We start from the raw sequence: 22427 nt of genomic DNA, 5'->3' as shown, positions 1-22427 counted from the left end.
GCGGGAGGTCCGGCGAGCTACTCCGCCCAGGGATCCTTCTTGTCGTCGGCGATCGGCTCCTGCAGCGGCACCACGAGGATCGGCCGCGACTGGCGGTGCGAGAGCCGCGCGGCGACGGAGCCGGTGAAGAACTCGCGGATCGACTCGCCGATGCCGCGGCTGCGCGTGCCGACCACGATGAGCTGCGCGTCCAGGTCGCCGGCGAGGTGCTTGATCGCGAGCGCCGGGTCGCCCACCAGCTGGCGTGCCGTCCAGGTGAGCCCGGATCCGCCGAGCGCCTTCTCCACCTCGGCGCGGAGCTCGGCGAACTCCTCGGCCCCCGTGTCGATGTTCAGGTCGATGGGTGCGGAGTGCACCATCCCGTCCGGATCCTCGAAGGTCACGAAGCGCGTGACGTCGACGTGCACGACCACGAGCGGTGCGGACAGCAGGGTCGCGTAGCGCATGGCCTCGGTCAGCACACGGGGCGGCTGGCCGGGCCGCAGGGCGACGATCACGGCCTTCTGCAGCTGCGCGTTCTGCAGTTCACGTTCCTCGGGGCTGGGGGTGGTGTCACTCATGTCATCGTTCCCTTCCGGCCGGGCTGCGGCGGGCTTCCCTCACGGCGAGGCGAGGTGGCCCTCGTGCTATCCTGGATGCTACTCTTACCGGCCGCGAGCCGGTGCCGCTGATAACACGACGGGCCCCGCAATGCCCGTTGTTTCTAGTAAGGGGGTCTCGCGCATGGGCCGTGGCCGTCAGAAGGCAAAGCACACGAAGATTGCCCGCGAACTCAAGGCGTACAGTCCGGATGTGAACTACGCCGCGCTCGAGCGCGAGCTGGGGCATCCGGATCCCGACGACCAGTACGTCGACAAGTGGGCGGATCAGTACGCCGACGAAGACGAGGACGAGCTCGAAAAGGCCTGAGCCTCGCCCTCCGAAACCCCGCCCGAGCCTCGGCTCGCGGCGGGGTTTCGTCGTTGTAGACGCATGATCCCGCGTCGCGCCGAGCATCGTTCGCGCTTCCGATGTTTGCGCTCACAGGCCCCCACCGCACACCCATCCGAGCCGCGTGATCGCGCGGTCTGATCGCTACCATTGCCCCATGTCCCCCCGCCATCCGCGCGAAGACCGCGTCACGAATCAGGTCGACGTCGCACGGCTCGCCGGCGTCTCCGCGCAGACCGTGTCCCGCGTCGTCTCCGGCCAGGGCAACGTGCGCCCCGAGACCGCCCGCCGCGTGCGCGCCGCGATCGACGAGCTCGGCTACCGGGTGCACGGAGCGGCGGCGTCTCTCGCCACGGGGCGCACCCGCGTGCTCGGCGTCATCGTCGTCTCGACGGACCGCTACTCCTCGGCGGCGCTCGGCGTCGGCATCCAGCAGGCCGCGAGCGCGAACGGGTACACCGTGACGACGGCGACGGTCGCCGACCACGCGTCGCCGGAGGCGTTCGCGGAGGCCTTCGACCGTCTGGAGCGCCAGGGCGCGGAAGGCATCGTGCTGGGGATCCCGGTCGAGCTCGACAGCCCCGCGATGCGCGCGCGCATGACCCGGACGCCCGCGACCCGCAGCTCGCACATCTCGCTCGACCACGACGCGCCGCTCGTCGTCGATCAGCACCTCGTCGCCCGTCTCGCCGTCGAGCATCTCCTCGACCTCGGACACGAGACCGTGTGGCACGTCGCCGGCGACGAGTACTGGGACGAGGGGAAGCAGCGCCGCGAGGCGTGGGAGGGCGCCCTGCGCGAGCGCGGCATCACGCCGCCTCCGGTGATCCCTGCGGACTGGACGCCGGAATCCGGGTACCGCGCCGGGCGCACGATCGCAGCGATCCCGGGCGTGACCGCGGTGTTCGTCAGCAGCGACGAGATGGCGTTCGGGGTGATCCGCGCGCTGCACGAGGCCGGGCGGACCGTGCCCGAGGACGTGTCCGTGGTGAGCGTCGACGACATCGCACTCGCGGCCTACGCCTCCCCCGCCCTCACCACGGTGCGGCAGCCGTTCGAGGCCATGGGCGTGGCCGCCGCGCTGCGGGTGATCGCCCAGATCGAGGGGCGCGATCTCGTCGGCGAGCTCCCCTCGATCGTGCCCCACCTGGTCGTGCGCGCGTCGACGGCACCGCCGCGCACCCGCTGACGCCTCGCGGTGCGGCGCGCTGCCAGGGCACTGCGAGGATGGATCCATGCCCCACGTCGTCGCGCTCTACCGTCATCCCGTCAAGGGCTTCACCCCGGAGAGCCTGCCCGCGCTCACCGTGCAGGCCGACGGCCGCATCGCTGGTGACCGCGTGCTCGCCTTCCGCTTCGCCGATGCGGTGGCTGCGGAGGAGCGCGACGGGCTGGACCACTGGCCGAAGTCGAAGGGGCTCGCGCTCGAGTCCTTCCCCGCACTCGCGGCGCTGCGGCTGAGCTACGACGACGGGGCGCAGCGCGTGCGCATCGAGCACGGCGACGACATGCTCGTCGAGGCGGCTCTGGACGCGGAGGGCCGGATCGCCCTCGCCGACGCGGTCACGGCGTTCGTGCTGAGCTCCCCCGATGCGAAGCGCCTGCGCCGGCCGGGACGGCTGCCCGTGGTGCTCGTCGGGGATGGCGCGACCTCGCGGTTCCAGGACCGCCATCGCGGCTACGTCTCCCTGCACAGCACGGCCAGCATCGAAGCACTGGGCGCTGCGCTCGAGCAGGACATCGACGATCGCAGGTTCCGCTCGAACGTCGTGATCGGCGGCGTGGATGCCTGGGATGAGCTGGGTTGGCAGGGCGAGGTGCGGATCGGCGACGTGCGCCTGCACACCGCCGGCCCGATCGTGCGCTGCCTGGCCACGCACGCCAACCCCGACACCGGCGAGCGCGACGCCCGCGTGCTGAAGACGCTCACCGGAGCCCTCGGTCAGGAAGAGCCGACGCTCGGCCGCCTGCTGATCCTGCCGGGCGTGAGCGGCGCGGTCGGCGACACCGCGGGCACCGGCGGCACCATCCGCGTGGGCGACGAGGTCGTCGTCGGCTGAGGCCTCGCGTCAGCTGCGCGGCGCCGCCGTGCTCGCCCGCACCACCAGCTCGGTCGGGATGAGCTGCGGGTCTCCGGACGCCGCGTCGGAACCGCCGCCCGCGGGGCCCTCGAGCTCCGCGATGAGCGCATCCACCGCGAGCGCGCCGACGTCCTCGAACCGCTGGCGGATCGTGGTAAGCGGGGGCCACACGTGGCCGGCATCCGCGACGTCGTCGAAACCCACCACGCTCACGTCCTCGGGCACGCGACGGCCCGCCTCGTGCAGCGCGTGCAGAACGCCGATCGCCATGCTGTCGTTCGCCGCGAAGACGGCGGTCACATCGTCGCGCGCGGCGAGCTCCCGCCCCGCCGCGAACCCCGCTTCGGCCGACCAGTCACCGGCGAGCGCATCGGGCACGGGGCGCCCGCGTTCTTCGAGCGCCGCCTTCCACGCCTCCCGCCGGCGGGTCGCCGCGTAGGACGACTCCGGCCCCGCGACATGCCAGACCGTGTCGTGCCCGAGGTCGAGCAGATGGTCGGTGGCCTGTCGTGCACCGAGTGCCTGGTCGTTGTCCACGAACGGATGCGAGAAGCGCTGGTTCGAGTCGATGACCACGATCGGCAGCCCGGGCGGGATCTCGATCTCGGATCCGTCCAGCTGGTGCGCTTCGATGAGGATGATGATGCCGTCCACGGCGTGCTCGGCCAGCCGGTGGAAGGCACCGCTGACGGTCGACAGATTGCGAGGGTCCACCGGGATGAGGGTGAGCGCGTAGCCGGCCTGGGCGGCGCGCACGGCGATCGCGTCGAGAGTGCGGTGATTGCCGTAGGGCGCGAGCGTGAACATGATCACGCCGATGGCGCGGAAGCGCCCGGAGCGCAGCGCGCGGGCCGCACTGTTGGGGCGGTAGCCGAGCTCGACCATCGCCGCTTCGACCTTCGCCCTCGTCGCAGCGCCGACGTAGCCCTTGGCGTTGACCACGCGGGAGACCGTCTGACCGGAGACCCCGGCGGCACGCGCCACATCCTCGAGCGACGGCTCGCGGCGCCGCGCAGGTGGCACGGTCGGATCCGAGGTCCGCTCCTCGTGATGCGCACCCATCGCGCCTCCTATCTGTTGACGTTGACACACTAGCGCGCGGCTGCGTATGTTGACGTTGACATACCGGGATCGGATCCCACGAGGAGAACATCGATGACGACACTGCAGCATCGGGCGCCGCGGCGCGACCGAGCGGATTGGCGGGGGTGGGCCTTCGTCGGGCCGTTCCTGACCGTGTTCGCCCTCGTCTTCCTGGCACCGCTCGCCTACTCGGTCTATCTGAGCCTGTTCCGTCAGCGGCTCATCGGCGGCAACGCCTTCGTGGGGCTCGACAACTACATCCAGGCCCTGAGCGACCCGCAGTTCTGGGAGTCGTTCGACCGCGTGCTGCTGTTCCTCGTCGTCCAGGTGCCGATCATGCTCGCCCTCGCCCTCGGCGCAGCACTCGCGATCGACAGCGGCCGCCTCCGCGGCGCCTCCTTCTTCCGGATCCTGGTGTTCCTCCCCTACGCGGTGCCCGCGGTGGTGGCCGTGCTCATGTGGGGCTATATCTACGGCGACCAGTTCGGTCTCGCCGGCAACATCAACCACCTCGTGGGCTTCGAGCTGCTCACCCCGTTCGCCCGGGAATGGATCCTCGCGTCGATCGGCAACATCGTCACCTGGGAGTTCGTCGGCTACAACATGCTGATCTTCTACTCCGCACTGAAGACCATCCCCGCGGACCTCTACGAGGCGGCGGCGCTCGACGGTGCAGGGCAGTGGCGCATCGTGAGCGCCATCAAGATCCCCGCGGTGCGCGGCGCGCTCGTCATCGCCACGATCTTCTCGATCATCGGCAGCTTCCAGCTGTTCAACGAGCCGAACATCCTGCGCCCGCTGGCGCCGAACGTCATCACCACCTACTTCACGCCGAACATGTACGCGTACAACCTCTCCTTCGCCGGTCAGCAGTTCAACTACGCCGCGACCATCGCCATCGTGATGGGCGTGATCACCGCGGTGATCGCCTACGTCGTGCAGCTGCGCGGATCCCGGGCGGAGGTGCGCTGAGATGACCGCCGTCACGACCGCGCGCGGACCGCGCACCCGCAGCTCGAAGCTGCTCCTGCTCGTCATGGTCCTGTACGCGCTGTACACCCTCGTGCCGCTCCTCTGGCTGCTGATCAGTGCGACCAAGACCCAGGCGGGTCTGTTCGGATCCTTCGGCCTGTGGTTCTCGAACGACTTCGCCTTCTTCGACAACCTGGCGCAGACCCTGAGCTATCGCGACGGCATCTTCCTGCGCTGGCTCGGCAACACCCTGCTGTACGTCGTGCTCGGCGCGGGCGGCGCGACGCTGCTCGCCACGCTCGCCGGGTACGGGCTCGCCAAATACCGCTTCCCTGGCCGCCGCGCGGTGTTCGCCGTCGTCCTCGGCGCGGTCGCGGTGCCCGGCACCGCCCTCGCGGTGCCGACGTTCCTCCTGTTCAGCCAGATGGGTCTCACGAACACCCCGTGGGCCGTGATCATCCCCTCGCTGATCAGCCCGTTCGGCCTGTACCTGATGTGGGTGTTCGCCTCGGACGCAGTCCCGGCGGAGCTGCTCGAGGCCGCCCGGATCGACGGCGCCGGCGAATTCCGGATCTTCTTCACGATCGCTCTGCGCCTGCTCGCACCGGGCGTCGTCACGGTGGTCCTGTTCACGGTCGTCGCGACCTGGAACAACTACTTCCTGCCCCTCATCATGCTGAGCGACCCCTCCTGGTATCCGCTCAGCGTCGGGCTCAACCAGTGGGCGGCGCAGGCCTCGGGCGTCAGCGCGCAGCCCATCTACAACCTCGTGATCATGGGGTCCGTCCTCACGATCGTCCCGATCGTCATCGCATTCCTCCTGCTGCAGCGGTTCTGGCAGGCGGGTCTCAGCGCTGGCAGCGTCAAGCAATGACGCACCCCTGCACCGCAACCACAACGAAGTGAAGGAGAAACCCATGGCACGCACGCGCGCAGTGCGCCGCATCCTGATCGCCGCGACCGCCGTCATCGCCACGATCGGCGCCCTCGCCGGCTGCTCCGCCGGAGGCACCTCGGGCGGATCCGGATCCGCCTCGGATCTGGACGCCGCGCTGAAGAAGGGCGGCGAGATCACCTACTGGTCCTGGACGCCCAGCGCCGAGGCCCAGGTCGCCGCCTTCGAGAAGGCCTACCCGAACGTGAAGGTGAACCTCGTCAACGCGGGCACCAACACCGAGGAGTACACGAAGCTGCAGAACGCCATCAAGGCGGGATCGGGTGCGCCCGACGTCGTGCAGATCGAGTACTACGCGATGCCGCAGTTCGCCCTCTCGGACGCGCTCGTCGACCTGTCGGCGTACGGCATGGCCGACCTGAAGTCGAAGTACAGCGCCTCCACCTGGGGCGCCGTGAACATCGGCGGCAAACTCGTCGGCCTCCCGCAGGACTCCGGCCCGATGGCGCTGTTCTACAACAAGAAGGTGTTCGACACCTACGGCATCGAGGTGCCGAAGACGTGGGACGAGTACGTCGCCGCCGCCAAGAAGCTGCACGCGGCCGATCCGACGAAGTACATCACCGCCGACACCGGAGACTCCGGCTTCGCCACGAGCATGATCTGGCAGGCCGGCGGCAAGCCGTTCACCACCGACGGCACGAAGGTCACGATCGACCTCGCCGACGAGGGCGTGAAGAAGTGGACGTCGATCTGGAACCAGCTCTCCCAGGAGGGCCTGCTCTCCACCACTCCCGGCTGGTCGGACGAGTGGTACAAGGGCCTCGGCGACGGCTCCATCGCCTCGCTCGTGATCGGCGCCTGGATGCCGGGCGTGCTCGAGTCGAGCGTCGCGAGCGCGTCCGGCGACTGGCGCGTCGCCCCGACGCCGACGTACGACGGCACGGCCGCGAACGCCGAGAACGGCGGCGGCGGCCAGTCGGTCACCAAGCAGTCGAAGAACCCCGCACTGGCGGCCGCGTTCCTGCGCTGGCTGAACAGCGACAAGGCGTCGATCGACGTGTTCCTGAAGTCGGGCGGCTTCCCGTCGACCACGGCCGACCTGGAGGACCCGGAGTTCCTCGCCGCGGCGCCCGACTACTTCGGCGGGCAGAAGATCAACGAGGTGCTGACGCAGGGCTCGAAGGACGTGCGCAGCGGCTGGAGCTACCTGCCGTTCCAGGTGTATGCGAACAGCATCTTCGGCGACACCGTCGGCCAGGCCTACCAGAACAAGTCCGACCTGAACGACGGCCTCAAGGCCTGGCAGGAGGCGCTCGTCAAGTACGGCAACAGCCAGGGCTTCTCCGTCAACAAGTAATCCCACCCGCACCTCGCTGCTTCGGGGAGGGGGCGCCCGCCTCCTCCCCGAACCGTCCGGCGCCGCACGCGCCCTAGGGAGCCACCCGTGACCACCTTCTCGATCGGCGAGACCGATTTCCTCCGCGACGGCGCACCGCACCGGATCCTGTCCGGCGCGATCCATTACTTCCGCGTGCACCCCGACGAGTGGGCGGACCGGATCCGCAAGGCGCGGCTGATGGGCCTGAACACGGTCGAGACCTACGTCGCCTGGAACGCGCACGAGCCGCGGCGCGGCGAATGGGACGCGACAGGGCCGAACGACCTCGGGCGCTTCCTCGACCTGGTCGCCGCGGAGGGGATGGACGCGATCGTGCGCCCCGGCCCGTACATCTGCGCGGAGTGGCACAACGGCGGTCTCCCGGTGTGGCTGACGCGGGACGACCGCATCCGGCTGCGCAGCTCGGATCCGCTCTTCGTCGCCGAGATCGGCGCCTATCTGCGTCGCGTGTACGAGATCGTCGCACCGCGGCAGGCGGATCGCGGCGGACCGGTCGTGCTGGTGCAGATCGAGAACGAGTACGGTGCCTACGGCGACGACGCCGGCTATCTCGCCGAGCTCGTGCGCATCACCCGCGACAGCGGCATCACCGTGCCGCTCACGACGGTCGATCAGCCGCAGGACAGGATGCTGCGCGACGGCAGCATCCCCGGCCTGCACCGCACCGGATCCTTCGGCTCCCACACCGCGCAGCGTCTCGCGACGCTGCGCGCGCATCAGCCGAGCGGGCCGCTGATGTGCTCGGAGTTCTGGGACGGCTGGTTCGACTGGTGGGGCGGCGTGCACCACACCACGAGCGCCGAGGACGCCGCGGCCGAGCTCGACGCGCTGCTCGCGGCGGGCGCCTCGGTGAACATCTACATGTTCCACGGCGGGGCGAATTTCGGGCTCACCAACGGCGCGAACCATAAGGGCCGCTACCTGCCCGTCACGACCTCCTACGACTACGACGCACCCCTGGACGAGGCGGGGGATCCGACCGCCAAGTTCCACGCCTTCCGCGCCGTGATCGCGAAGTACGCCGCGGTTCCCGCCGAGGAGGTGCCCCCGCGCGGTCCGCGTCCCGTCGCCGAGGCGCGGCTGCGTGCGCTCGGACCGTGGACGGACGTCCCGGCCGCGCCCGCGACGCACACGGATCCGCCCTCCTTCGAGGAGCTGGACACGCTCGCACCTCTGGTGCGGTACGAGACCGAGCTGCCCGCAGCTGCCGGAGACGGATGGCGCCTGCTGTCGTTCGGCGAGGTGCGCGACGCCGCGAAGGTGAGCGTCGACGGCGTCCCCGTGGGACGCATCTCGCGCACCGCAGGCGAGTGCTCCCTGCGGATCCCGGCCGGCCGCCGGCTCACCGTGCTGGTCGAGGAGCAGGGGCGCGTGAACTACGACCACCGTCTCGGCGAACCGAAGGGGCTCATCGGCGGCGCCGCACTCGACGGCGAGCCGCTGCAGGGCTGGACGGCGACGCCGGTCGATCCCGCGACCGCGGCGGCCTCGCTCGGCACCGCGGACCCTGCCGGGGAAGCGCGGCCCGGGCCCTCGGCGTGGAGCGCCGAGGTCGCGCTGGACGCACCGTCGGACCTGTTCCTGGACACCGCCGGCTGGGGCGACGGCTACGCGCTCGTCAACGGCTTCCTGCTGGGGCGGTATCGGCGCACCGGCCCGCAGCGCACGCTGTACGTGCCGTCGCCGGTGACGCGCGCCGGCGCGAACACGGTCACGGTGCTGGAGCTGCACCACCTCGACGACGCCACGGTGCGGCTGGTGCCGGCCGCCCTGCTCGGCCCGACCGAGGAGTGAGGCTCACCAGAGCCGGCCGTGCCGGCGCTCCCACGCGGCCTCGACCGTGACCGGGCGACCCGCGTAGACGCCGGCCGGGACCGATGCGACCACCAGGGCGGTGAGCACGATCAGCGGCACCTGCCAGCCCCCGGTGGCGCCGTGCAGGATGCCGAGCAGCAGCGGGAACACGGCCGCGAGCACGTAGCCGACGCTCTGCACGAAGCCGCTGAGCGCCACGGCCGTCTCCGGCTCCCTCGCACGGATGCTGATCAGCACGAGCGCGAGCGGGAACATGAGCCCGGCCAGGCCGTACAGCAGCACCCACAGCCAGACGAGCGCGGGCGCGGGCGCGAGCAGCAGGCCGATCAGGCCCGCCGCGGCGCCGAGCGCGCCGACCACGTACAGGGGCGTCGTCGCCCGGAAGCGCACGATGAGCACCGGCACGATCAGCGACGCCGGCAGGCCCGTGAACGCGAACAGGGAGAGCAGCAGACCGGCCTGCTGCGACGTCGCACCGGCGTGCTCGACGAGGATCGTCGGGAGCCAGGCGAATGCCGTGTAGGCCATGCTCGCGGACGTGCCGAACACGGCAGCCAGCGTCCAGGCCAGCGGGATGCGCAGCAGACGCGAGAACACGCGCGAGCTGGAGGGCGCGGTGATGATGGGACCGGTGGAGAGGACCGTGGCGTCCTCGAAGGACAGCGCCTCCCCGGCCGGGCCCTGGGCGTCCGCGGGCGCCGCCTCGGCTTCCTTCGCCTGCGTGGCGGCCGGCGTCGCAGCATCGGCACGGGAGCGCAGCAGCATCACGATCCACGGGATCGTGCCGGCGAGCGCGAACACGGCCCACATCGCCAGCGACGTGCGCCATCCGGCGAGGTCCGCCACGGGGACCGCCACGAGCGGGGGCAGGAACGTGGAGATCGCCATGACCGTCGTGTAGAGGGTCATCATCAGGCCGAGCCGGTCGGGGAAGTACTTCTTCACGAGCGGCGGCATGAGGATGTTCGCCATTCCGACGCCCGCGAACACGAGCGCCGTCGCGACGAGCAGGGTGGTCGCATCGACCGCGAGGCCGCGCGCGATGAGGCCCACCGTCACGGCGCCGAGCGCGATGACCGCGACCCGCTCCAGGCCGAGCCGTCGCTCGATGAGGGGGGTCAGCAGGCCGAACAGCGCGAAGCACACCGGCGGCGCGGTGCCGATCAGGCCGACCACGGCGGACGGCATCGGGAAGTCCCGGGCGACGTGATCCACGACCGGCGACAGTGACGCCACCGCGGAGCGCAGCGAGAACGCCACGAGCACGATGCCGAGCACGGCCAGCGCCCGTCCCCGCCAGAGCGGCCGGACGCTCATCGCCGGTCCCCGAGGCCGCCGGCGAGCACGGATCCGGCCGCCGGCGTCACGAGGTCTGCGACCCCTCGAGCCAGCCCAGGTACTCCTCGGTCACGGTCCCGGTGACGTACCGGCCGTCGAACGGGCTCAGGTCCAGATCGGTGAGATCGGATCCCTCGGTGATCGCGGCCTTGAGGTCGTCGACCTCCTGGTACACGAGCCGGTCGGCGCCGAGCTCCTCGGCGATCTCCGGGATCGTGCGGCCGTGGGCGATGAGCTCGTGCTTGGAGGGCATGTTGATGCCGTACACGTGCGGGTAGCGGATCGGCGGCGCGGCCGAGGCGAAGATCACCGAGGTGGCACCGGCGTCGCGCGCCATCTGGATGATCTGCTTGGAGGTGGTGCCGCGCACGATCGAGTCATCGATGAGCAGCACGTTCTTGCCCTTGAACTCGGTCGACATCGCGTTGAGCTTCTGGCGCACGCTCTTCTTGCGCACCGCCTGCCCCGGCATGATGAAGGTGCGGCCGACGTAGCGGTTCTTGTAGAAGCCCTCGCGGTACTCCTTGCCGAGCTTGCGGGCCACCTCCATCGCCGCCGGGCGGGAGGAGTCCGGGATCGGCATGACCACGTCGATCTCGTCGAGCGGCACGTGCTTGGCGATCGTGTCGGCGAGGCGGTCGCCCATCCGCAGCCGCGACTCGTACACCGAGACGCCGTTCATGACGGAGTCGGGACGCGCGAGGTAGACGTACTCGAACGCGCACGGCGCAAGCGTCGGATCCGTCGCGCACTGCTTCGAGAACAGCGTCCCGTCGTTGGAGATGAAGACGGCCTCGCCGGGCTCGATCTCGCGCACGACCTCGTAGTCGCCGTTCTCCAGCACGAGCGACTCGCTCGCGACGACCCACTCGTCGCGCAGCGCGCCCTGCGCATCCTCCCGCACCCGCTTGCCCAGGATGAGCGGACGGATCCCGAACGGATCCCGGAACGCGAGCAGGCCGTAGCCGGCCAGGAGCGCGATGACGGCGTAGGCGCCCTCGACGCGCTGGTGCGTGCGCGCGACGGCCTCGAAGATGCGCTCGGAGTCGAGGTCGACCGTCGACGTCGTGGTCTGCAGCTCGTTGGCGAGCACGTTCAGCAGCAGCTCGGTGTCGCTCGAGGAGTTCAGGTGGCGCCGGTCGCGACGGGCCATGTCGGCGGTCAGCTCGCGGGTGTTCGTGAGGTTGCCGTTGTGCACGAGGATGATGCCGTACGGCGCGTTCACGTAGAACGGCTGGGCCTCCTCCTCGCTCGACGCGGTGCCCTTCGTGGCGTAGCGCACGTGGCCGAGTCCGACGTTGCCGAGCAGCGACCGCATGTCGCGGGTGCGGAACGCCTCGCGCACCATGCCCTGCGCCTTGGCCATGTGCATGACCCCGTTGGGTTCGGCGGTGGCGATGCCGGTCGCGTCCTGACCGCGGTGCTGCAGCAGGAGGAGCGCGTCGTAGATGTCCTGGTTGACCGGGGCGTGCCCGACCATTCCGACGATGCCGCACATGTGTGGTTACTTCGCTCCGTCCGCGTACGCGCCGACCAGGCGCACTGCTCCGCCGTCGACGCCCTTGGCGCCCTGCTCGAATTCGCCGGCCGGGCGCGCGGCGACTGCGTCGAGCCGCACCGTTCCGACCTGCCAGGTGTCGATCCCGCCGACCGTGAGCGCCTGGGCGATCGCGGCGGCGGAGGAGGCGTCGACGACCGCGAGGAAGCCGATGCCGAGGTTCCAGGTGCCCTCGCTGGACTCCAGCGAGGTGCCGGCGAGCTCGCTGAGCACGCGGAACACGGGGGCGGGCGACCAGGTGGCGCGGTCGACCTCGGCCCAGGATCCCTGCGGCAGCACGCGCGCGAGGTTGGCCGCGATGCCGCCGCCGGTGACGTGGCTGAGCGCGTGGACCGCGCCGTCGAAGGCGTCCGCGATGCCCAGCAGCGGGGTCGTGTAGAGCCGCGTCGGGGTGAGCAGCGCCTCGCCCCAGGTGGTGCCGAGCTCCTCGGAGCGGTCGCCGTAGCCGATGCCGGCCTTCGCGAGGATGTGCCGGACCAGGGAGTAGCCGTTGGAGTGCAGCCCGCTGGAGGCGAGGGCGAGCACGACGTCGCCGTCCTGCACCCGCTCGGATCCCAGGATCCGGTCGGCCTCGACGATGCCGGTCGCGGCGCCCGCGACGTCGTAGTCGTCGACGCCGAGCAGTCCGGGGTGCTCGGCGGTCTCGCCGCCGACAAGGGCGGTGCCGGTGAGCTCGCACGCCTCCGCGATGCCGCGCACGATGTCGGCGATGCGCTCGGGGAAGACCTTCCCGCACGCGATGTAGTCGGTCATGAACAGCGGCTTCGCGCCCACCACGACGATGTCGTCGACGACCATGCCGACGAGGTCGTGCCCGATCGTGTCGTGCTTGTCGATGGCCTGCGCGATCGCGACCTTCGTGCCGACGCCGTCGGTGCTCGACGCGAGCAGCGGCCTGCGATAGCCGAGCAGGGCCGAGGCGTCGAAGAGTCCGGCGAATCCGCCGACCCCGCCGAGCACCTCGGGTCCGTGCGTGGCACGGACGGCGGACTTCATGAGTTCGACGGCGCGATCGCCGGCCGCCGTATCGACGCCGGCCTCAGCATAGGTGCGGGAGGACACCCGACAATCCTACCGGCGGGCGGCTGTGCGAGCGCCCCGCGTGGCGGCCGGCGGACGGGCCCCGCGCAGAAGGCCGCCGCGGCCGTCATCACCCCGTCGTCACCGGCTCTGGTGCTGCGACAGGAGACCTGGTGATACTTGACTCCCCTGATCCCGAGAGAACTCCGCAGCGCGGCGAAGAGGCCGCGCCTTCACGAATGGAGAGGGCCATCGTGGCACGCACTCAGAAGGACCAGGGGTCGGCGCTGACCCCGGCCGAGGACGCCGAAGCCGTGAAGCCGACACCCCGCCGGCGTGCGTCGAGCGCTTCCGCCGCGAAGGACGCCGCCGGGTCCGTGGCGAAGAAGGTGAGCGCGGCCCGTTCCCGCGGTCGCAAGCCCGTGCCACGGTCGGCCACGACGACGGGTCCGGCGACGAACCCGCTGCCCGTGGCGCTGCCCACTCTGGATCCCGAGATCGCTCCGGGCGAGAAGCCGGCGCGCGCGCACGGGCTGCGGAACATGTCGGAGATCCGGCACTACTTCCGCACCAACCGCACGCCGATCTTCTTCGTGGGCGCGTCCGCGTTCAACCTGCTGGGCCTGGACCGCTGGGTGCGCGGGTTCTCCTACATCGCCTATTACGACAGCTGGCAGGGCGCGCACCCGCGGGTGTTCAGCCCGATCCACAAGCCGTACGTGGAGTTCCAGAGCGGCGAGGAGATCAACAACTGGCTGCTGCGCCACCACGAGGTGCGTGCGCACATCGCCCGGCTCACCCCGGCGGGCGAGAGGCCCCGCATCGCCATGGTGTTCTTCGACGAGGAGACCGAGCAGATCTGCGAGGAGCCGGGCTACGAGCTGATCCTGCCGGCGGCCTCTCTGCGCGAGCGCCTCGACTCGAAGATGGTCACGACGCGCATCGCCGACGCCGTGGGCGTGCCCAGCGTGCCGAACATCATCACGACCGCGAGCTCGTACGAGGACCTCATCGCGCAGGCCGAGGAGTCCGGCCTCGGATCCGACCTCGTGGTGCAGACCGCCTACGGCGATTCCGGCAAGACGACGTACTTCATCGCCGACCCGGCGTCGTTCCGCAAGAACGAGGGCGACATCGTCGGCCACGAGGTCAAGGTGATGAAGCGCATCAACAACCGGCCGATCGCGGTCGAGGCGGTGCTCACCCGGCACGGCACGATCGTCGGCCCGTTCATGACCGAGATCACCGGGCACAAGGAGCTGACCCCGTATCGCGGCGGCTGGGCAGGCAACGAGATGTTCCCCGGCGTGCTCGACGAGCCCACCCGGCACACCGCGACCAGCCTGGTGCGCAAACTGGGCGACGCGCTCAGCGCCGAGGGCTACCGCGGCTTCTTCGAGGTGGACGTGCTGCTCGACACCGACACCGGCGACGTGTACCTCGGCGAGCTGAACCCGCGCATCTCTGGCGCCTCCGCGATCACCAACGTGACGGCGGGCGCGTACGCCGACATCCCGCTGTTCGTGTTCCACCTGCTCGAGTACGCCGGGGTCGAGTTCGACCTCGACGTGGACGAGATCAACGACCGCTGGGAGGAGCTCGCCGCCGCCGACCAGTGGAGCCACATGATCATCAAGCACACGGATCCGACCGTGGAGCACATCGATGTCGCCCCGCCCACGGGACGGTACGTGCTCGACGCCTACGGCCGCCTCGCGTTCTCGCAGGGCGACCTGGACTGGCACCTGCTCGGATCCGAGGCCGAGTCGTTCTTCCTGCGGATCTACGGGCCGGGGGACTACCGTTGGAAGGGAGCGGATCTGGGGATCCTTGTCACGAAGGGTCGGCTGCAGACGCCTTCAGGGCGCCTGTCCATCCGCGCGAAGCACCTCATCGAGTCCATCCGGGCCATGTACGCGGCCACCGAGCTGCCCCCTGCCGCAGCGGTCGATGAGAACGAGCAGATCGGAATCGAATCGACCTCATGAGCGGTGATGTGACGCCCCCGTCTGCGGAGATCTGGAACGGCACGGCTCCCGCGACGGGGGCCGTGCACGTCCCCGCGCACGACGCCCGGCCCGTCGACGGGTTCATCCCTCCCCTCGAGGCGTGGCAGCAGGAGCCGAACCTGCGCTGGTCGATGCAGCACATGGCGGACTTCCTGCCCGTGCACGAGATCTCCTCCGGCGGACGCACCCTCGCCCTCCCGTCGGTTCCGGCCGACCTGGGCCACATCGACGTCCCGCACCCGTGGGAGCCGCGATCGGCGCCGTTCGAGGACGTCATGGCCTCGACCTACACGGACGGCTGGATCGTGGCCCGGGACGGCGCGGTCATGGGCGAGCAGTACGTCGGCACCATGTCGCCGGGCGTGCTGCACCTGCTCATGTCGGTGAGCAAGTCGCTGACGACCGCGGTCGCCGGCACGCTCATGGGCGCCGGCGAGCTGGACCCGGGCGCCCAGGTCACGGCCTACGTCCCGGCGCTGTCGGGATCCGGATACGACGGCGCGCGCGTGCGCGACCTGCTGGACATGCGCACCGGGGTGCGGTTCTCGGAGGCGTACCTGGACGAGAACGCCGAGGTCCGGCTGCTCGAGGAGGCGATCGGGTGGGCGCCGCGACGGCACCCGGACACCCCGCACACGCTCCGCGACTTCCTCGCCACGCTCGGCGCGGACGGCCCGCACGGCGGCCGGTTCGACTACAAGTCGTGCGAGACGGACGCCCTCGCCTTCGTGCTCGAGGGCGCGACCGGGATCCACGCCGCCGACCTGATGTCGGAGCGGCTGTGGGGGCCGATGGGCGCGGAGTTCGGCGCCAACGTCGGCGTCGACGCGGTCGGATCCGGGATGTTCGACGGCGGCGTCTCCGCGTCGCTGCGGGACCTGCTGCGCTTCGGGACGCTGTTCCTGCGCGACGGCGCCGCGATGGACGGCCGGCAGGTGCTGCCGTCCGCGTGGATCGCGGAGACCCTGGCCGGCGCCCCGGACTCGCGTGCCGCGTTCGCGAACGCCGCCGAGCCCACGCTCATGCCGGGCGGCATGTACCGCAACGGCTTCTGGTTCCCGTATCCGGGGTCGGACGTGTTCCTCGCGCTGGGCATCCACGGACAGATGGTCTACATCAACCGCGCCGCGAACGTCGTCGCCGCCAAGCTGTCCAGCTGGCCGACACCGCAGGACGGCGAGCGCCTGCTCTGGACGATCCGCGCGTTCGACGCCGTCGCACGCACCATCGGCTGACCGCCGCGTCCGGTGCGGATCCCGCCCCGGAATCCCGCGGGATCCGTGCCGGAAGAACCGCCCCGTCCGGCCCCGGGAATCCGTACCATGGGGGCCATGGTGGAGAAGCCGCAGTGGCTGGTGCGCGAGGAGGCCGGCATCCCGGTCCTCGTGGCGCTCGCGCTGCGGCAGCGGCTCGGCATCCGCGTGCCCGTGGAGCTGCCCACGCTGCGCGATCATCCGCGGCGCGCGTTCGACGACGGCGAGGCCGACGACGCGCTGGAACGGCAGTGGCGGGCGTACTGGGAGATGACCGTCGAACCCGTCACGCACCCCTCGGCGACCCCGCTGGAGCTCGTCGACGGCTTCGACACGATCGTCGCGCTGCCGGCGCACGGCGCCGAGCGGCTGCGGACCGCGATCGCGCCGTTCGCGGCCGAGGTGCTGCGCTACGCCAAGGACGCGCAGCAGCGCTACGCCCGCTCGGTCTCCGGCACCGGCGATCCGTACCGCGCGTATGCGGCGGCGCTGGCGGAGTTCGAGCGCGACACCGGACGCCGGGCGCACTCGTTCGAGCTCAACGTGCACGTGCTGCCGCTCGCGCAGCGCGGGATCTGGCGGATCGGGGCGTTCAGCATCGCTGTGACCGACACCCTGCGGCACGACCCGGTTGACTTCGACACCGCGATCCGCCCCGTCATCGCCGAAGTGGCCTGATCGCCCTTCGGGCGCCGGCTGCTCGATCGCTGCGCTCGCGCTCTCCCGGAGGCTACTCCGCGATGGTCTGGTGGTCGACACGCACCACGCGCTCGCTGCGACGCGCGGCGCGCTCCAGCAGCAGCGCGATGATCCCGAACACGGCGATGCCGGCGGGGACCGTCCACAGCACGAGGAATCCGAAGACCTGACCGAACGGGTAGGCGACCTGGGTCGCCTCGGACGCCTCGAAGTTGCCGAACGCGGTGAGCAGGAAGGCCACGACGACGCCGACGACCACGCCGATGCCGAGGAAGACGCCCCAGCGCGGCGCACGACGGACACGCGCGATCTCGATCTCGGGCGTGCGGTGCGGCTGCGACGTGCTCATGGATCCATTCTCCCACGCCCGCCCGTGCGGCGGTCCGGGAGCGGGTGGTCGGCGGATCCGGTGCCCGCGGGCCGCCGACCGGTGTCCGAGAACGGGTGATCTGACCGAGATGAGGGGGATCCGGAGACGATCGCCTGATCTCGGTCACTTCACCTGATTTCGGTGCTCACCCGCATGGCGCAGACAGCTGCGACCGCGCGGCCGTCCGGGCCCGGATCAGGGCCGCAGGGGCAGGACCCCGGTGAGGTCGGCGCGCGTTCCGGAGGCATGGATCCGCCCGGCATCCAGCGCAGCCGCCCAGGACTCGGATCCGGTCGCGACCGCGATCCACGTCGCCGGATCCAGCTCGACGACGTTCGGCGGCGTGCCCCGGGTGTGCCGCGGCCCCTGCACCACCTGCACCGCTCCGAACGGCGGCACCCGCACCTCGACGCTGTTACCTGGCGCCTTCTCGTCGAGCAGCTGCAGCAGATAGCGCACCGCGGTGGCGTAGTCGGCCCGGGCGGGCTTCTCCCCGGCGGCGAGCGCGGTGCGGGCGGCGTCGAGCGCGGCGCGTCCGGCCGTGGTGTCGATCCTGCTGGCCATGGATCCAGCGTAGGCGGGTCGCGGAGCGCCGGCGCCGGCGCGCACGGGATGCGCCGGGCGTAGGCTCGGATCGATGACCGACACCCGGACTCTGCGCGGCGCCCGTGCCGAACTGCTCGCCGCCGTGCAGAACGGCGACGCGTGGCGGCCGCCGTTCCCGCAGGTGGTGAACGAGCCCGTGCCGGCCGCGGTGCTGATGCTGTTCGGGCGCCTGGACAGCATCCCGGCCCGCGCCGACGAGGCGACCGTCGCGGCCGATCTGGACGTGCTGCTGCAGCGCCGGGCGGCGACCCTGTCGTCGCATCCAGGACAGGTTTCGTTCCCGGGCGGGCGCAGCGAGCCGGAGGACGCGGACGCCGCGGCCACCGCCCTGCGTGAGGCGCGGGAGGAGACCGGACTGGATCCGGCCGGCGTCGAGGTGCTTGCGTCGCTGCCGGATCTGCCCCTCGCCGCCAGCAACCACCTGGTCACGCCGGTGCTGGCGTGGTGGCGGGTGCCGTCCCGCGTCGCCGCCGTCGATCACGCCGAGACCGTCGAGGTCTTCCGCGTGCCTGTGGCGCAGCTGCTCGACCCGGAGAACCGCTTCACGTCGACGCTGACGCGCGCCGGCTCGACCTACCGCGGGCCGGCGTTCGACATCGACGGCACGATCGTGTGGGGCTTCACCGCGAGCGTGCTGAGCGGCCTGTTCGACGCCGCCGGCTGGACGCTGCCCTGGGACCGCACCCGGGAGCGCCCGATCACGCTCTGAGGGCCGCCCGGATCGGTTGCCGGCGAGTGGCGCACCGCAGCCGCTCCGCATCCGACGCGATCCGAAATCCGGCGGGGGCGCTGGGTAGGCTTGACGGGTGAAGATCCTCGTCCTCGGTTCCGGTGCCCGTGAGCACGCGATCATCCTCGCCCTGCGCGCCGAGCGCAAGGGCCACGAGATCCTCTGCGCCCCGGGCAACGCCGGCATCGCGCAGGACGCCACTCTGGTCGAGGTGGATCCGATGGACGGCGCCGCCGTGCGCGCCTTCGCCGACGACCACGCGGTCGACCTCGTCGTGATCGGGCCCGAGGCGCCGCTCGTGGCGGGTGTCGCCGACGTGGTGCGCGAGCACGGCATCCCCGTGTTCGGCCCCGGGCGCGCCGCCGCGCAGCTGGAGGGATCCAAGGCGTTCGCCAAGCGGATCATGGAGGCCGCCCAGGTGCCGACGGGCCGCGCCGTCCGCGCCGCGACCACCGCAGAGGTCGAGGCCGCGTTCGACGACCTGGGCGCCCCGTACGTCGTGAAGGCCGACGGGCTCGCCGCGGGCAAGGGCGTCATCGTCACCGAGGACCGCGAAGCCGCCCTCGCGCACGCCGAGCACTACCTGCCGCATGGCCCGGTGCTCATCGAGGAGTTCCTCACCGGGCCCGAGGTCTCGCTCTTCTTCCTCAGCGACGGCGACACCGTGCGCGCGCTGAGCCCCGCGCAGGACTTCAAGCGCGCCTTCGACGGCGACGAGGGTCCGAACACGGGCGGCATGGGCGCCTACTCCCCGCTGCCGTGGCTCGCCGAGCAGTTCGGCAGCGAGGCGGCCTTCGTCGACGAGGTCACCCGCACCGTCGCTCTGCCCGTGGTGAAGCAGCTCGACGCCGAGGGCACCCCGTTCATCGGCCTGCTCTACGCGGGCCTCATCCTCACCCCGAACGGCGTGCGCGTGATCGAGTTCAACGCCCGCTTCGGCGACCCCGAGACCCAGGTCGTGCTGCCCCGCCTGCGCACGCCGCTGTCGCGGCTGCTGCTCGCGGCCGCCACGGGCACGCTCGAGGACGAGCCGCAGCCGGAGTTCTCCGATGAGGTCGCGATCACCGTGGTGCTGGCGAGCGAGGGCTACCCCGAGGCGCCGCAGACCGGCCGCCCGATCGAGGGACTCGCCGACGCCGCGGCCGTCGAGGGCGTGCGCATCGTGCACGCCGCGACCGCCGGCCCGGACGCCCCGGGCGGCAACCTCATCGCGACCGGTGGCCGCGTGCTGAACGTCGTGGCGACGGGATCCGGCTTCGCGGACGCGCGCGCCCGCGCGTACGAGGCGCTCGGGCGGATCCGCCTCGACGGCGCGCACCACCGCACCGACATCGCCGCGCGCGTCGCCGAGTAACGCCGACTCCGCGGCGCTCGCGCGCCCGCCCGGCACCCCTGCGCCCCACCCGGGGCGGCGCGTTGGGTGACGCCGACGCCCCCGTCCAGCGTCGAGACCCCCTTGCACGGACGTACGTGCGAGGGGGCCTCGATGCTCAGAGGGGGGCGGACGGCGGCGCCAGGGTGCAGCGCCGCACATCCAGACCCGGTGTCAGCGTGCGCGGAGGTGCTCCGGGCGCTTCATGAACAGGATCGCGATCACACCGGCGGCGAGCACGAGCGTCGGCAGCACCATGGTCTGCGACATCGCCGCCGAGAAGCCCTTGACCACGAACTCCGGGAGCTTGCCCGACCCGAAGTCGCCGCCGTGCGCGGCCGCCCCCGGCAGGTTCTCCACGAGACGGTTCTGCATGAACGCGGCGATGGCGGCGGATCCGAGCACGGATCCGATCGTGCGGGTCGTGTTGTAGATGCCCGCGCCGGCGCCGGCCTGACGCGGCGCGAGGTTGCGGGTCGCCGTGGTGGCCAGCGGGCCCCACATCCCGGCCTGGCCGATGCCCATGAGCGCCGACGGCAGCAGGAACATGCCGATCGGGGTGTCCGGGTTCATCAGCAGCGCGTACCAGACCAGCGCGAGCACGGTGAGGCCGAGACCGGGCACGAGCAGCAGGCGCGGGTCGACGCGGTCCAGGATCCGTCCGGCGAGCGGGGCGAGCACGCCCGAGAGCACAGCCATCGGGATCAGCAGCAGCGCCGCCTCGGTCGGCGTGAGCCCCCGGGCGAGCTGGTAGAAGAACATCATCGGCAGCGACATCGATGTGACCGTGAAGCCCACTGCCGCGATGCCGAGGTTCGCGACGGAGAAGTTGCGGTCGCGGAACAGCTCCAGCGGCACGAGCGGCTCGCTGCGGGTCTTCGCCTGCTGCCAGAGGAACACCGCCATCACCACGACACCGGCGGCGATCATTCCCCAGATCCATCCGGCCCAGTCATAGTGCTCGCCCTCCTGCAGGGCGAACACGATGAGGAACAGGCCGATGGCGCTGAGGAAGACGCCGACCAGGTCGAACCGGTGCTCATGCGTCTGCAGGCGCGGCACGAGGATCCACGCGAGCACGAAGCCGATCACGCCGACCGGCAGGTTGATGAAGAAGATCCACTCCCACCCCAGGCCGTCCACGAGGAGGCCGCCGGCAAGCGGGCCGACGAGGGTGGCCACACCCGCGGTGGCGCCCCAGAGGCCCATGGCGGCGCCCCGGCGCTCGGCCGGGAACGTGCGCGTGATCACGGCCATCGTCTGGGGCGTCATGAGCGCCGCCCCCAGTCCCTGCACCGCCCGGAACACGACGAGCATCGTGAGGGTGCTGGACAGGCCGCAGCCGAGCGAGGCGAGCGTGAAGATCGTCAGGCCGATGAGGTAGATGTTCTTCGGGCCGAACCGGTCGCCGAGGCGACCGGTGATGAGCAGCGGCACCGCGTAGGCGAGCAGGTAGGCGCTCGTGACCCACACGACGTTGTCGAGGTTGCTCGTTGCCGGATCGAGCGCCGCCTTGATGGCGGGGTTCGCGACCGAGACGATGGTCGTGTCGACGAGGATCATGAAGAAGCCGATGACCAGCGCCCAGAGGGCGGGCCAGGGGCTCTTCGGCTTGTGACCGGCGGCGTACGCGCCGGTCGACGTGCTGACGGGTTCAGCCATCGTGGTGAGCCTTTCGCTTGGCAAGAAGGTGGTCCGGATCCGGTCCCCAGGAGAACTCGGGGGAGGCGATTCGGGGGATCAGGGAGCCGAGCCAGTCGACGTCGGCCTGCAGCAGGAGGCGGTGCCGCAGCACCTCGAGCAGGTACTGCTCGGGGACAGCACGGGTGGCGGCGCCGTCCACTGCCGTGCTCAGCGTCTCGAGTTCGTGACGGAGCAGTTCGAGCCGCTGCGTGAGGAGCTCGACCACCTCGTCCCGTTCGAGGTTGTGCGCCTCGGCGAGGGCGACCCGGAACGCCGTCCGCCGCCGGCTGCCGCCGAGCTCGCGCCGCACCCACTCGCGCACCGCCTCGGTGCCGGCCGGCGTGACCGTGTAGGTGGTGCGCTCGGGGCGGTTGCCCTCGCGGTCGACGCCCACCTCCTCGATCAGACCCTGCCCGTGCAGGCGGGTGACCGTGTGGTACAGCGTGCCCGCGGAGATCGGCACGATCCGGTCGTCGCGGCGCGCGCGCAGCAGCCGCGCCATCTCGTACGGATGCATGTCGCCCTCGCGCAGCAGCGCGAGCACCATCACCCCCAGGGGCGTGAGCGCCGGATCCTTCACCATCACTCCATTTCAATTAGTCCATGTGGAC

At 71.2% G+C, this 22427-nt stretch carries 21 protein-coding genes; 12 read left to right on the top strand and 9 right to left on the bottom strand.

Features of this window, described 5'->3' with window-relative positions:
- Positions 1–17: 17 nt before the first annotated feature.
- A complete protein-coding gene (locus ACYQ1L_RS01735; protein ID WP_460002527.1) occupies positions 18–560 on the bottom strand; it encodes a universal stress protein in 543 nt (180 codons plus the stop codon).
- A gap of 163 nt (positions 561–723) precedes the next feature.
- On the opposite strand from ACYQ1L_RS01735, the gene ACYQ1L_RS01730 reads away from it, so the two are divergent.
- From ACYQ1L_RS01730 to ACYQ1L_RS01720, 3 genes are all read left to right on the top strand, one after another.
- A complete protein-coding gene (locus tag ACYQ1L_RS01730) occupies positions 724–909 on the top strand; it encodes a DUF3073 domain-containing protein (protein ID WP_159577147.1) in 186 nt (61 codons plus the stop codon).
- 178 nt (positions 910–1087) lie between these two features.
- A complete protein-coding gene (locus ACYQ1L_RS01725; RefSeq protein WP_460002526.1) occupies positions 1088–2119 on the top strand; it encodes a LacI family DNA-binding transcriptional regulator in 1032 nt (343 codons plus the stop codon).
- Between the two features lie 46 nt (positions 2120–2165).
- On the top strand, positions 2166–2990 hold the full coding sequence (locus ACYQ1L_RS01720; protein ID WP_460002525.1) for an MOSC domain-containing protein: 825 nt from the start codon (positions 2166–2168) through the stop codon (positions 2988–2990).
- A 9-nt stretch (positions 2991–2999) separates the two neighbouring features.
- On the opposite strand, the gene ACYQ1L_RS01715 is transcribed toward ACYQ1L_RS01720, so the two are convergent.
- A complete protein-coding gene (locus ACYQ1L_RS01715) occupies positions 3000–4073 on the bottom strand; it encodes a LacI family DNA-binding transcriptional regulator (protein WP_460002523.1) in 1074 nt (357 codons plus the stop codon).
- Positions 4074–4166: 93 nt separating this feature from the next.
- Here ACYQ1L_RS01715 and ACYQ1L_RS01710 point away from each other — a divergent pair, with 93 nt between their 5' ends.
- From ACYQ1L_RS01710 to ACYQ1L_RS01695, 4 genes are all read left to right on the top strand, one after another.
- Complete coding sequence (locus tag ACYQ1L_RS01710; RefSeq protein WP_460002521.1) at positions 4167–5066, top strand: carbohydrate ABC transporter permease; 900 nt, start codon at positions 4167–4169, stop codon at positions 5064–5066.
- A 1-nt stretch (position 5067) separates the two neighbouring features.
- Positions 5068–5940 (top strand): carbohydrate ABC transporter permease, encoded by an 873-nt coding sequence (locus ACYQ1L_RS01705; RefSeq protein ID WP_460002520.1) that lies wholly within the window; start codon positions 5068–5070, stop codon positions 5938–5940.
- 43 nt (positions 5941–5983) lie between these two features.
- Positions 5984–7321: an ABC transporter substrate-binding protein gene (locus ACYQ1L_RS01700; protein WP_460002518.1), complete on the top strand. Its 1338-nt coding sequence runs from the start codon at positions 5984–5986 to the stop codon at positions 7319–7321.
- Positions 7322–7408: 87 nt separating this feature from the next.
- The gene (locus ACYQ1L_RS01695) at positions 7409–9157 is read left to right on the top strand and encodes a glycoside hydrolase family 35 protein (protein WP_460002516.1); all 1749 of its coding nucleotides are present in this window, start codon (positions 7409–7411) and stop codon (positions 9155–9157) included.
- Positions 9158–9160: 3 nt separating this feature from the next.
- Here ACYQ1L_RS01695 and ACYQ1L_RS01690 read toward each other — a convergent pair whose 3' ends face one another.
- Genes ACYQ1L_RS01690 through purM form a run of 3 tightly spaced genes read right to left on the bottom strand, consistent with a single transcriptional unit; the run spans position 9161 to position 13136 of the window.
- Positions 9161–10495 carry an MFS transporter gene (locus ACYQ1L_RS01690; protein ID WP_460002514.1) on the bottom strand — a complete coding sequence of 445 codons (1335 nt, stop codon included), beginning with the start codon at positions 10493–10495 and terminating at the stop codon, positions 9161–9163.
- 46 nt (positions 10496–10541) lie between these two features.
- A complete protein-coding gene (gene purF / locus ACYQ1L_RS01685) occupies positions 10542–12014 on the bottom strand; it encodes an amidophosphoribosyltransferase (protein WP_460002513.1) in 1473 nt (490 codons plus the stop codon).
- A 6-nt stretch (positions 12015–12020) separates the two neighbouring features.
- Positions 12021–13136, bottom strand: coding sequence for a phosphoribosylformylglycinamidine cyclo-ligase (purM, locus tag ACYQ1L_RS01680; protein ID WP_460002511.1), 1116 nt, complete (start codon positions 13134–13136; stop codon positions 12021–12023).
- A gap of 212 nt (positions 13137–13348) precedes the next feature.
- Between purM and ACYQ1L_RS01675 the strand changes: the two genes are divergently transcribed.
- The 3 genes from ACYQ1L_RS01675 (at position 13349) to ACYQ1L_RS01665 (ending at position 17034) form a co-directional block, all read left to right on the top strand.
- Complete coding sequence (locus ACYQ1L_RS01675) at positions 13349–15082, top strand: biotin carboxylase (RefSeq protein ID WP_460002509.1); 1734 nt, start codon at positions 13349–13351, stop codon at positions 15080–15082.
- Positions 15079–16338: a serine hydrolase domain-containing protein gene (locus tag ACYQ1L_RS01670; protein ID WP_460002508.1), complete on the top strand. Its 1260-nt coding sequence runs from the start codon at positions 15079–15081 to the stop codon at positions 16336–16338. Before ACYQ1L_RS01675 ends, ACYQ1L_RS01670 begins: the two co-directional genes overlap by 4 nt.
- A 96-nt stretch (positions 16339–16434) precedes the next feature.
- Positions 16435–17034 carry a zinc-binding alcohol dehydrogenase gene (locus tag ACYQ1L_RS01665; protein WP_460002507.1) on the top strand — a complete coding sequence of 200 codons (600 nt, stop codon included), beginning with the start codon at positions 16435–16437 and terminating at the stop codon, positions 17032–17034.
- A gap of 52 nt (positions 17035–17086) precedes the next feature.
- On the opposite strand, the gene ACYQ1L_RS01660 is transcribed toward ACYQ1L_RS01665, so the two are convergent.
- The gene (locus ACYQ1L_RS01660; protein ID WP_460002506.1) at positions 17087–17404 is read right to left on the bottom strand and encodes a potassium transporter Trk; all 318 of its coding nucleotides are present in this window, start codon (positions 17402–17404) and stop codon (positions 17087–17089) included.
- A gap of 216 nt (positions 17405–17620) precedes the next feature.
- The gene (locus ACYQ1L_RS01655) at positions 17621–17989 is read right to left on the bottom strand and encodes a sterol carrier family protein (protein ID WP_460002505.1); all 369 of its coding nucleotides are present in this window, start codon (positions 17987–17989) and stop codon (positions 17621–17623) included.
- Between the two features lie 73 nt (positions 17990–18062).
- Between ACYQ1L_RS01655 and ACYQ1L_RS01650 the strand changes: the two genes are divergently transcribed.
- Complete coding sequence (locus ACYQ1L_RS01650; RefSeq protein WP_460002504.1) at positions 18063–18740, top strand: NUDIX hydrolase; 678 nt, start codon at positions 18063–18065, stop codon at positions 18738–18740.
- A 97-nt stretch (positions 18741–18837) separates the two neighbouring features.
- Entirely contained in the window at positions 18838–20115 is a 1278-nt protein-coding gene (gene purD / locus ACYQ1L_RS01645; protein WP_460002503.1) for a phosphoribosylamine--glycine ligase, read from the top strand.
- Between the two features lie 192 nt (positions 20116–20307).
- Here the strand turns inward: purD and ACYQ1L_RS01640 are convergent, their stop codons facing one another.
- Complete coding sequence (locus tag ACYQ1L_RS01640) at positions 20308–21795, bottom strand: DHA2 family efflux MFS transporter permease subunit (RefSeq protein WP_460002502.1); 1488 nt, start codon at positions 21793–21795, stop codon at positions 20308–20310.
- On the bottom strand, positions 21788–22399 hold the full coding sequence (locus ACYQ1L_RS01635; protein ID WP_460002501.1) for a PadR family transcriptional regulator: 612 nt from the start codon (positions 22397–22399) through the stop codon (positions 21788–21790). Before ACYQ1L_RS01635 ends, ACYQ1L_RS01640 begins: the two co-directional genes overlap by 8 nt.
- Positions 22400–22427 lie beyond the last annotated feature (28 nt).

This window comes from Microbacterium xylanilyticum (assembly GCF_054654695.1).
The sequence above is the reverse complement of the archived record's forward strand: the minus strand, read 5'-3'. Positions and strand labels throughout refer to the sequence as shown.

Bases quoted from the DNA above. Each gene is read 5' to 3' on its own strand.
- ACYQ1L_RS01735 (WP_460002527.1), bottom strand. From the start codon at position 560: ATGAGTGACACCACCCCCAGCCCCGAGGAACGTGAACTGCAGAACGCG.
- ACYQ1L_RS01730 (WP_159577147.1), top strand. From the start codon at position 724: ATGGGCCGTGGCCGTCAGAAGGCAAAGCACACGAAGATTGCCCGCGAA.
- ACYQ1L_RS01725 (WP_460002526.1), top strand. From the start codon at position 1,088: ATGTCCCCCCGCCATCCGCGCGAAGACCGCGTCACGAATCAGGTCGAC.
- ACYQ1L_RS01720 (WP_460002525.1), top strand. From the start codon at position 2,166: ATGCCCCACGTCGTCGCGCTCTACCGTCATCCCGTCAAGGGCTTCACC.
- ACYQ1L_RS01715 (WP_460002523.1), bottom strand. From the start codon at position 4,073: ATGGGTGCGCATCACGAGGAGCGGACCTCGGATCCGACCGTGCCACCT.
- ACYQ1L_RS01710 (WP_460002521.1), top strand. From the start codon at position 4,167: ATGACGACACTGCAGCATCGGGCGCCGCGGCGCGACCGAGCGGATTGG.
- ACYQ1L_RS01705 (WP_460002520.1), top strand. From the start codon at position 5,068: ATGACCGCCGTCACGACCGCGCGCGGACCGCGCACCCGCAGCTCGAAG.
- ACYQ1L_RS01700 (WP_460002518.1), top strand. From the start codon at position 5,984: ATGGCACGCACGCGCGCAGTGCGCCGCATCCTGATCGCCGCGACCGCC.
- ACYQ1L_RS01690 (WP_460002514.1), bottom strand. From the start codon at position 10,495: ATGAGCGTCCGGCCGCTCTGGCGGGGACGGGCGCTGGCCGTGCTCGGC.
- purF (WP_460002513.1), bottom strand. From the start codon at position 12,014: ATGTGCGGCATCGTCGGAATGGTCGGGCACGCCCCGGTCAACCAGGAC.
- ACYQ1L_RS01670 (WP_460002508.1), top strand. From the start codon at position 15,079: ATGAGCGGTGATGTGACGCCCCCGTCTGCGGAGATCTGGAACGGCACG.
- ACYQ1L_RS01665 (WP_460002507.1), top strand. From the start codon at position 16,435: ATGGTGGAGAAGCCGCAGTGGCTGGTGCGCGAGGAGGCCGGCATCCCG.
- ACYQ1L_RS01660 (WP_460002506.1), bottom strand. From the start codon at position 17,404: ATGAGCACGTCGCAGCCGCACCGCACGCCCGAGATCGAGATCGCGCGT.
- ACYQ1L_RS01655 (WP_460002505.1), bottom strand. From the start codon at position 17,989: ATGGCCAGCAGGATCGACACCACGGCCGGACGCGCCGCGCTCGACGCC.
- ACYQ1L_RS01650 (WP_460002504.1), top strand. From the start codon at position 18,063: ATGACCGACACCCGGACTCTGCGCGGCGCCCGTGCCGAACTGCTCGCC.
- ACYQ1L_RS01640 (WP_460002502.1), bottom strand. From the start codon at position 21,795: ATGGCTGAACCCGTCAGCACGTCGACCGGCGCGTACGCCGCCGGTCAC.
- ACYQ1L_RS01635 (WP_460002501.1), bottom strand. From the start codon at position 22,399: ATGGTGAAGGATCCGGCGCTCACGCCCCTGGGGGTGATGGTGCTCGCG.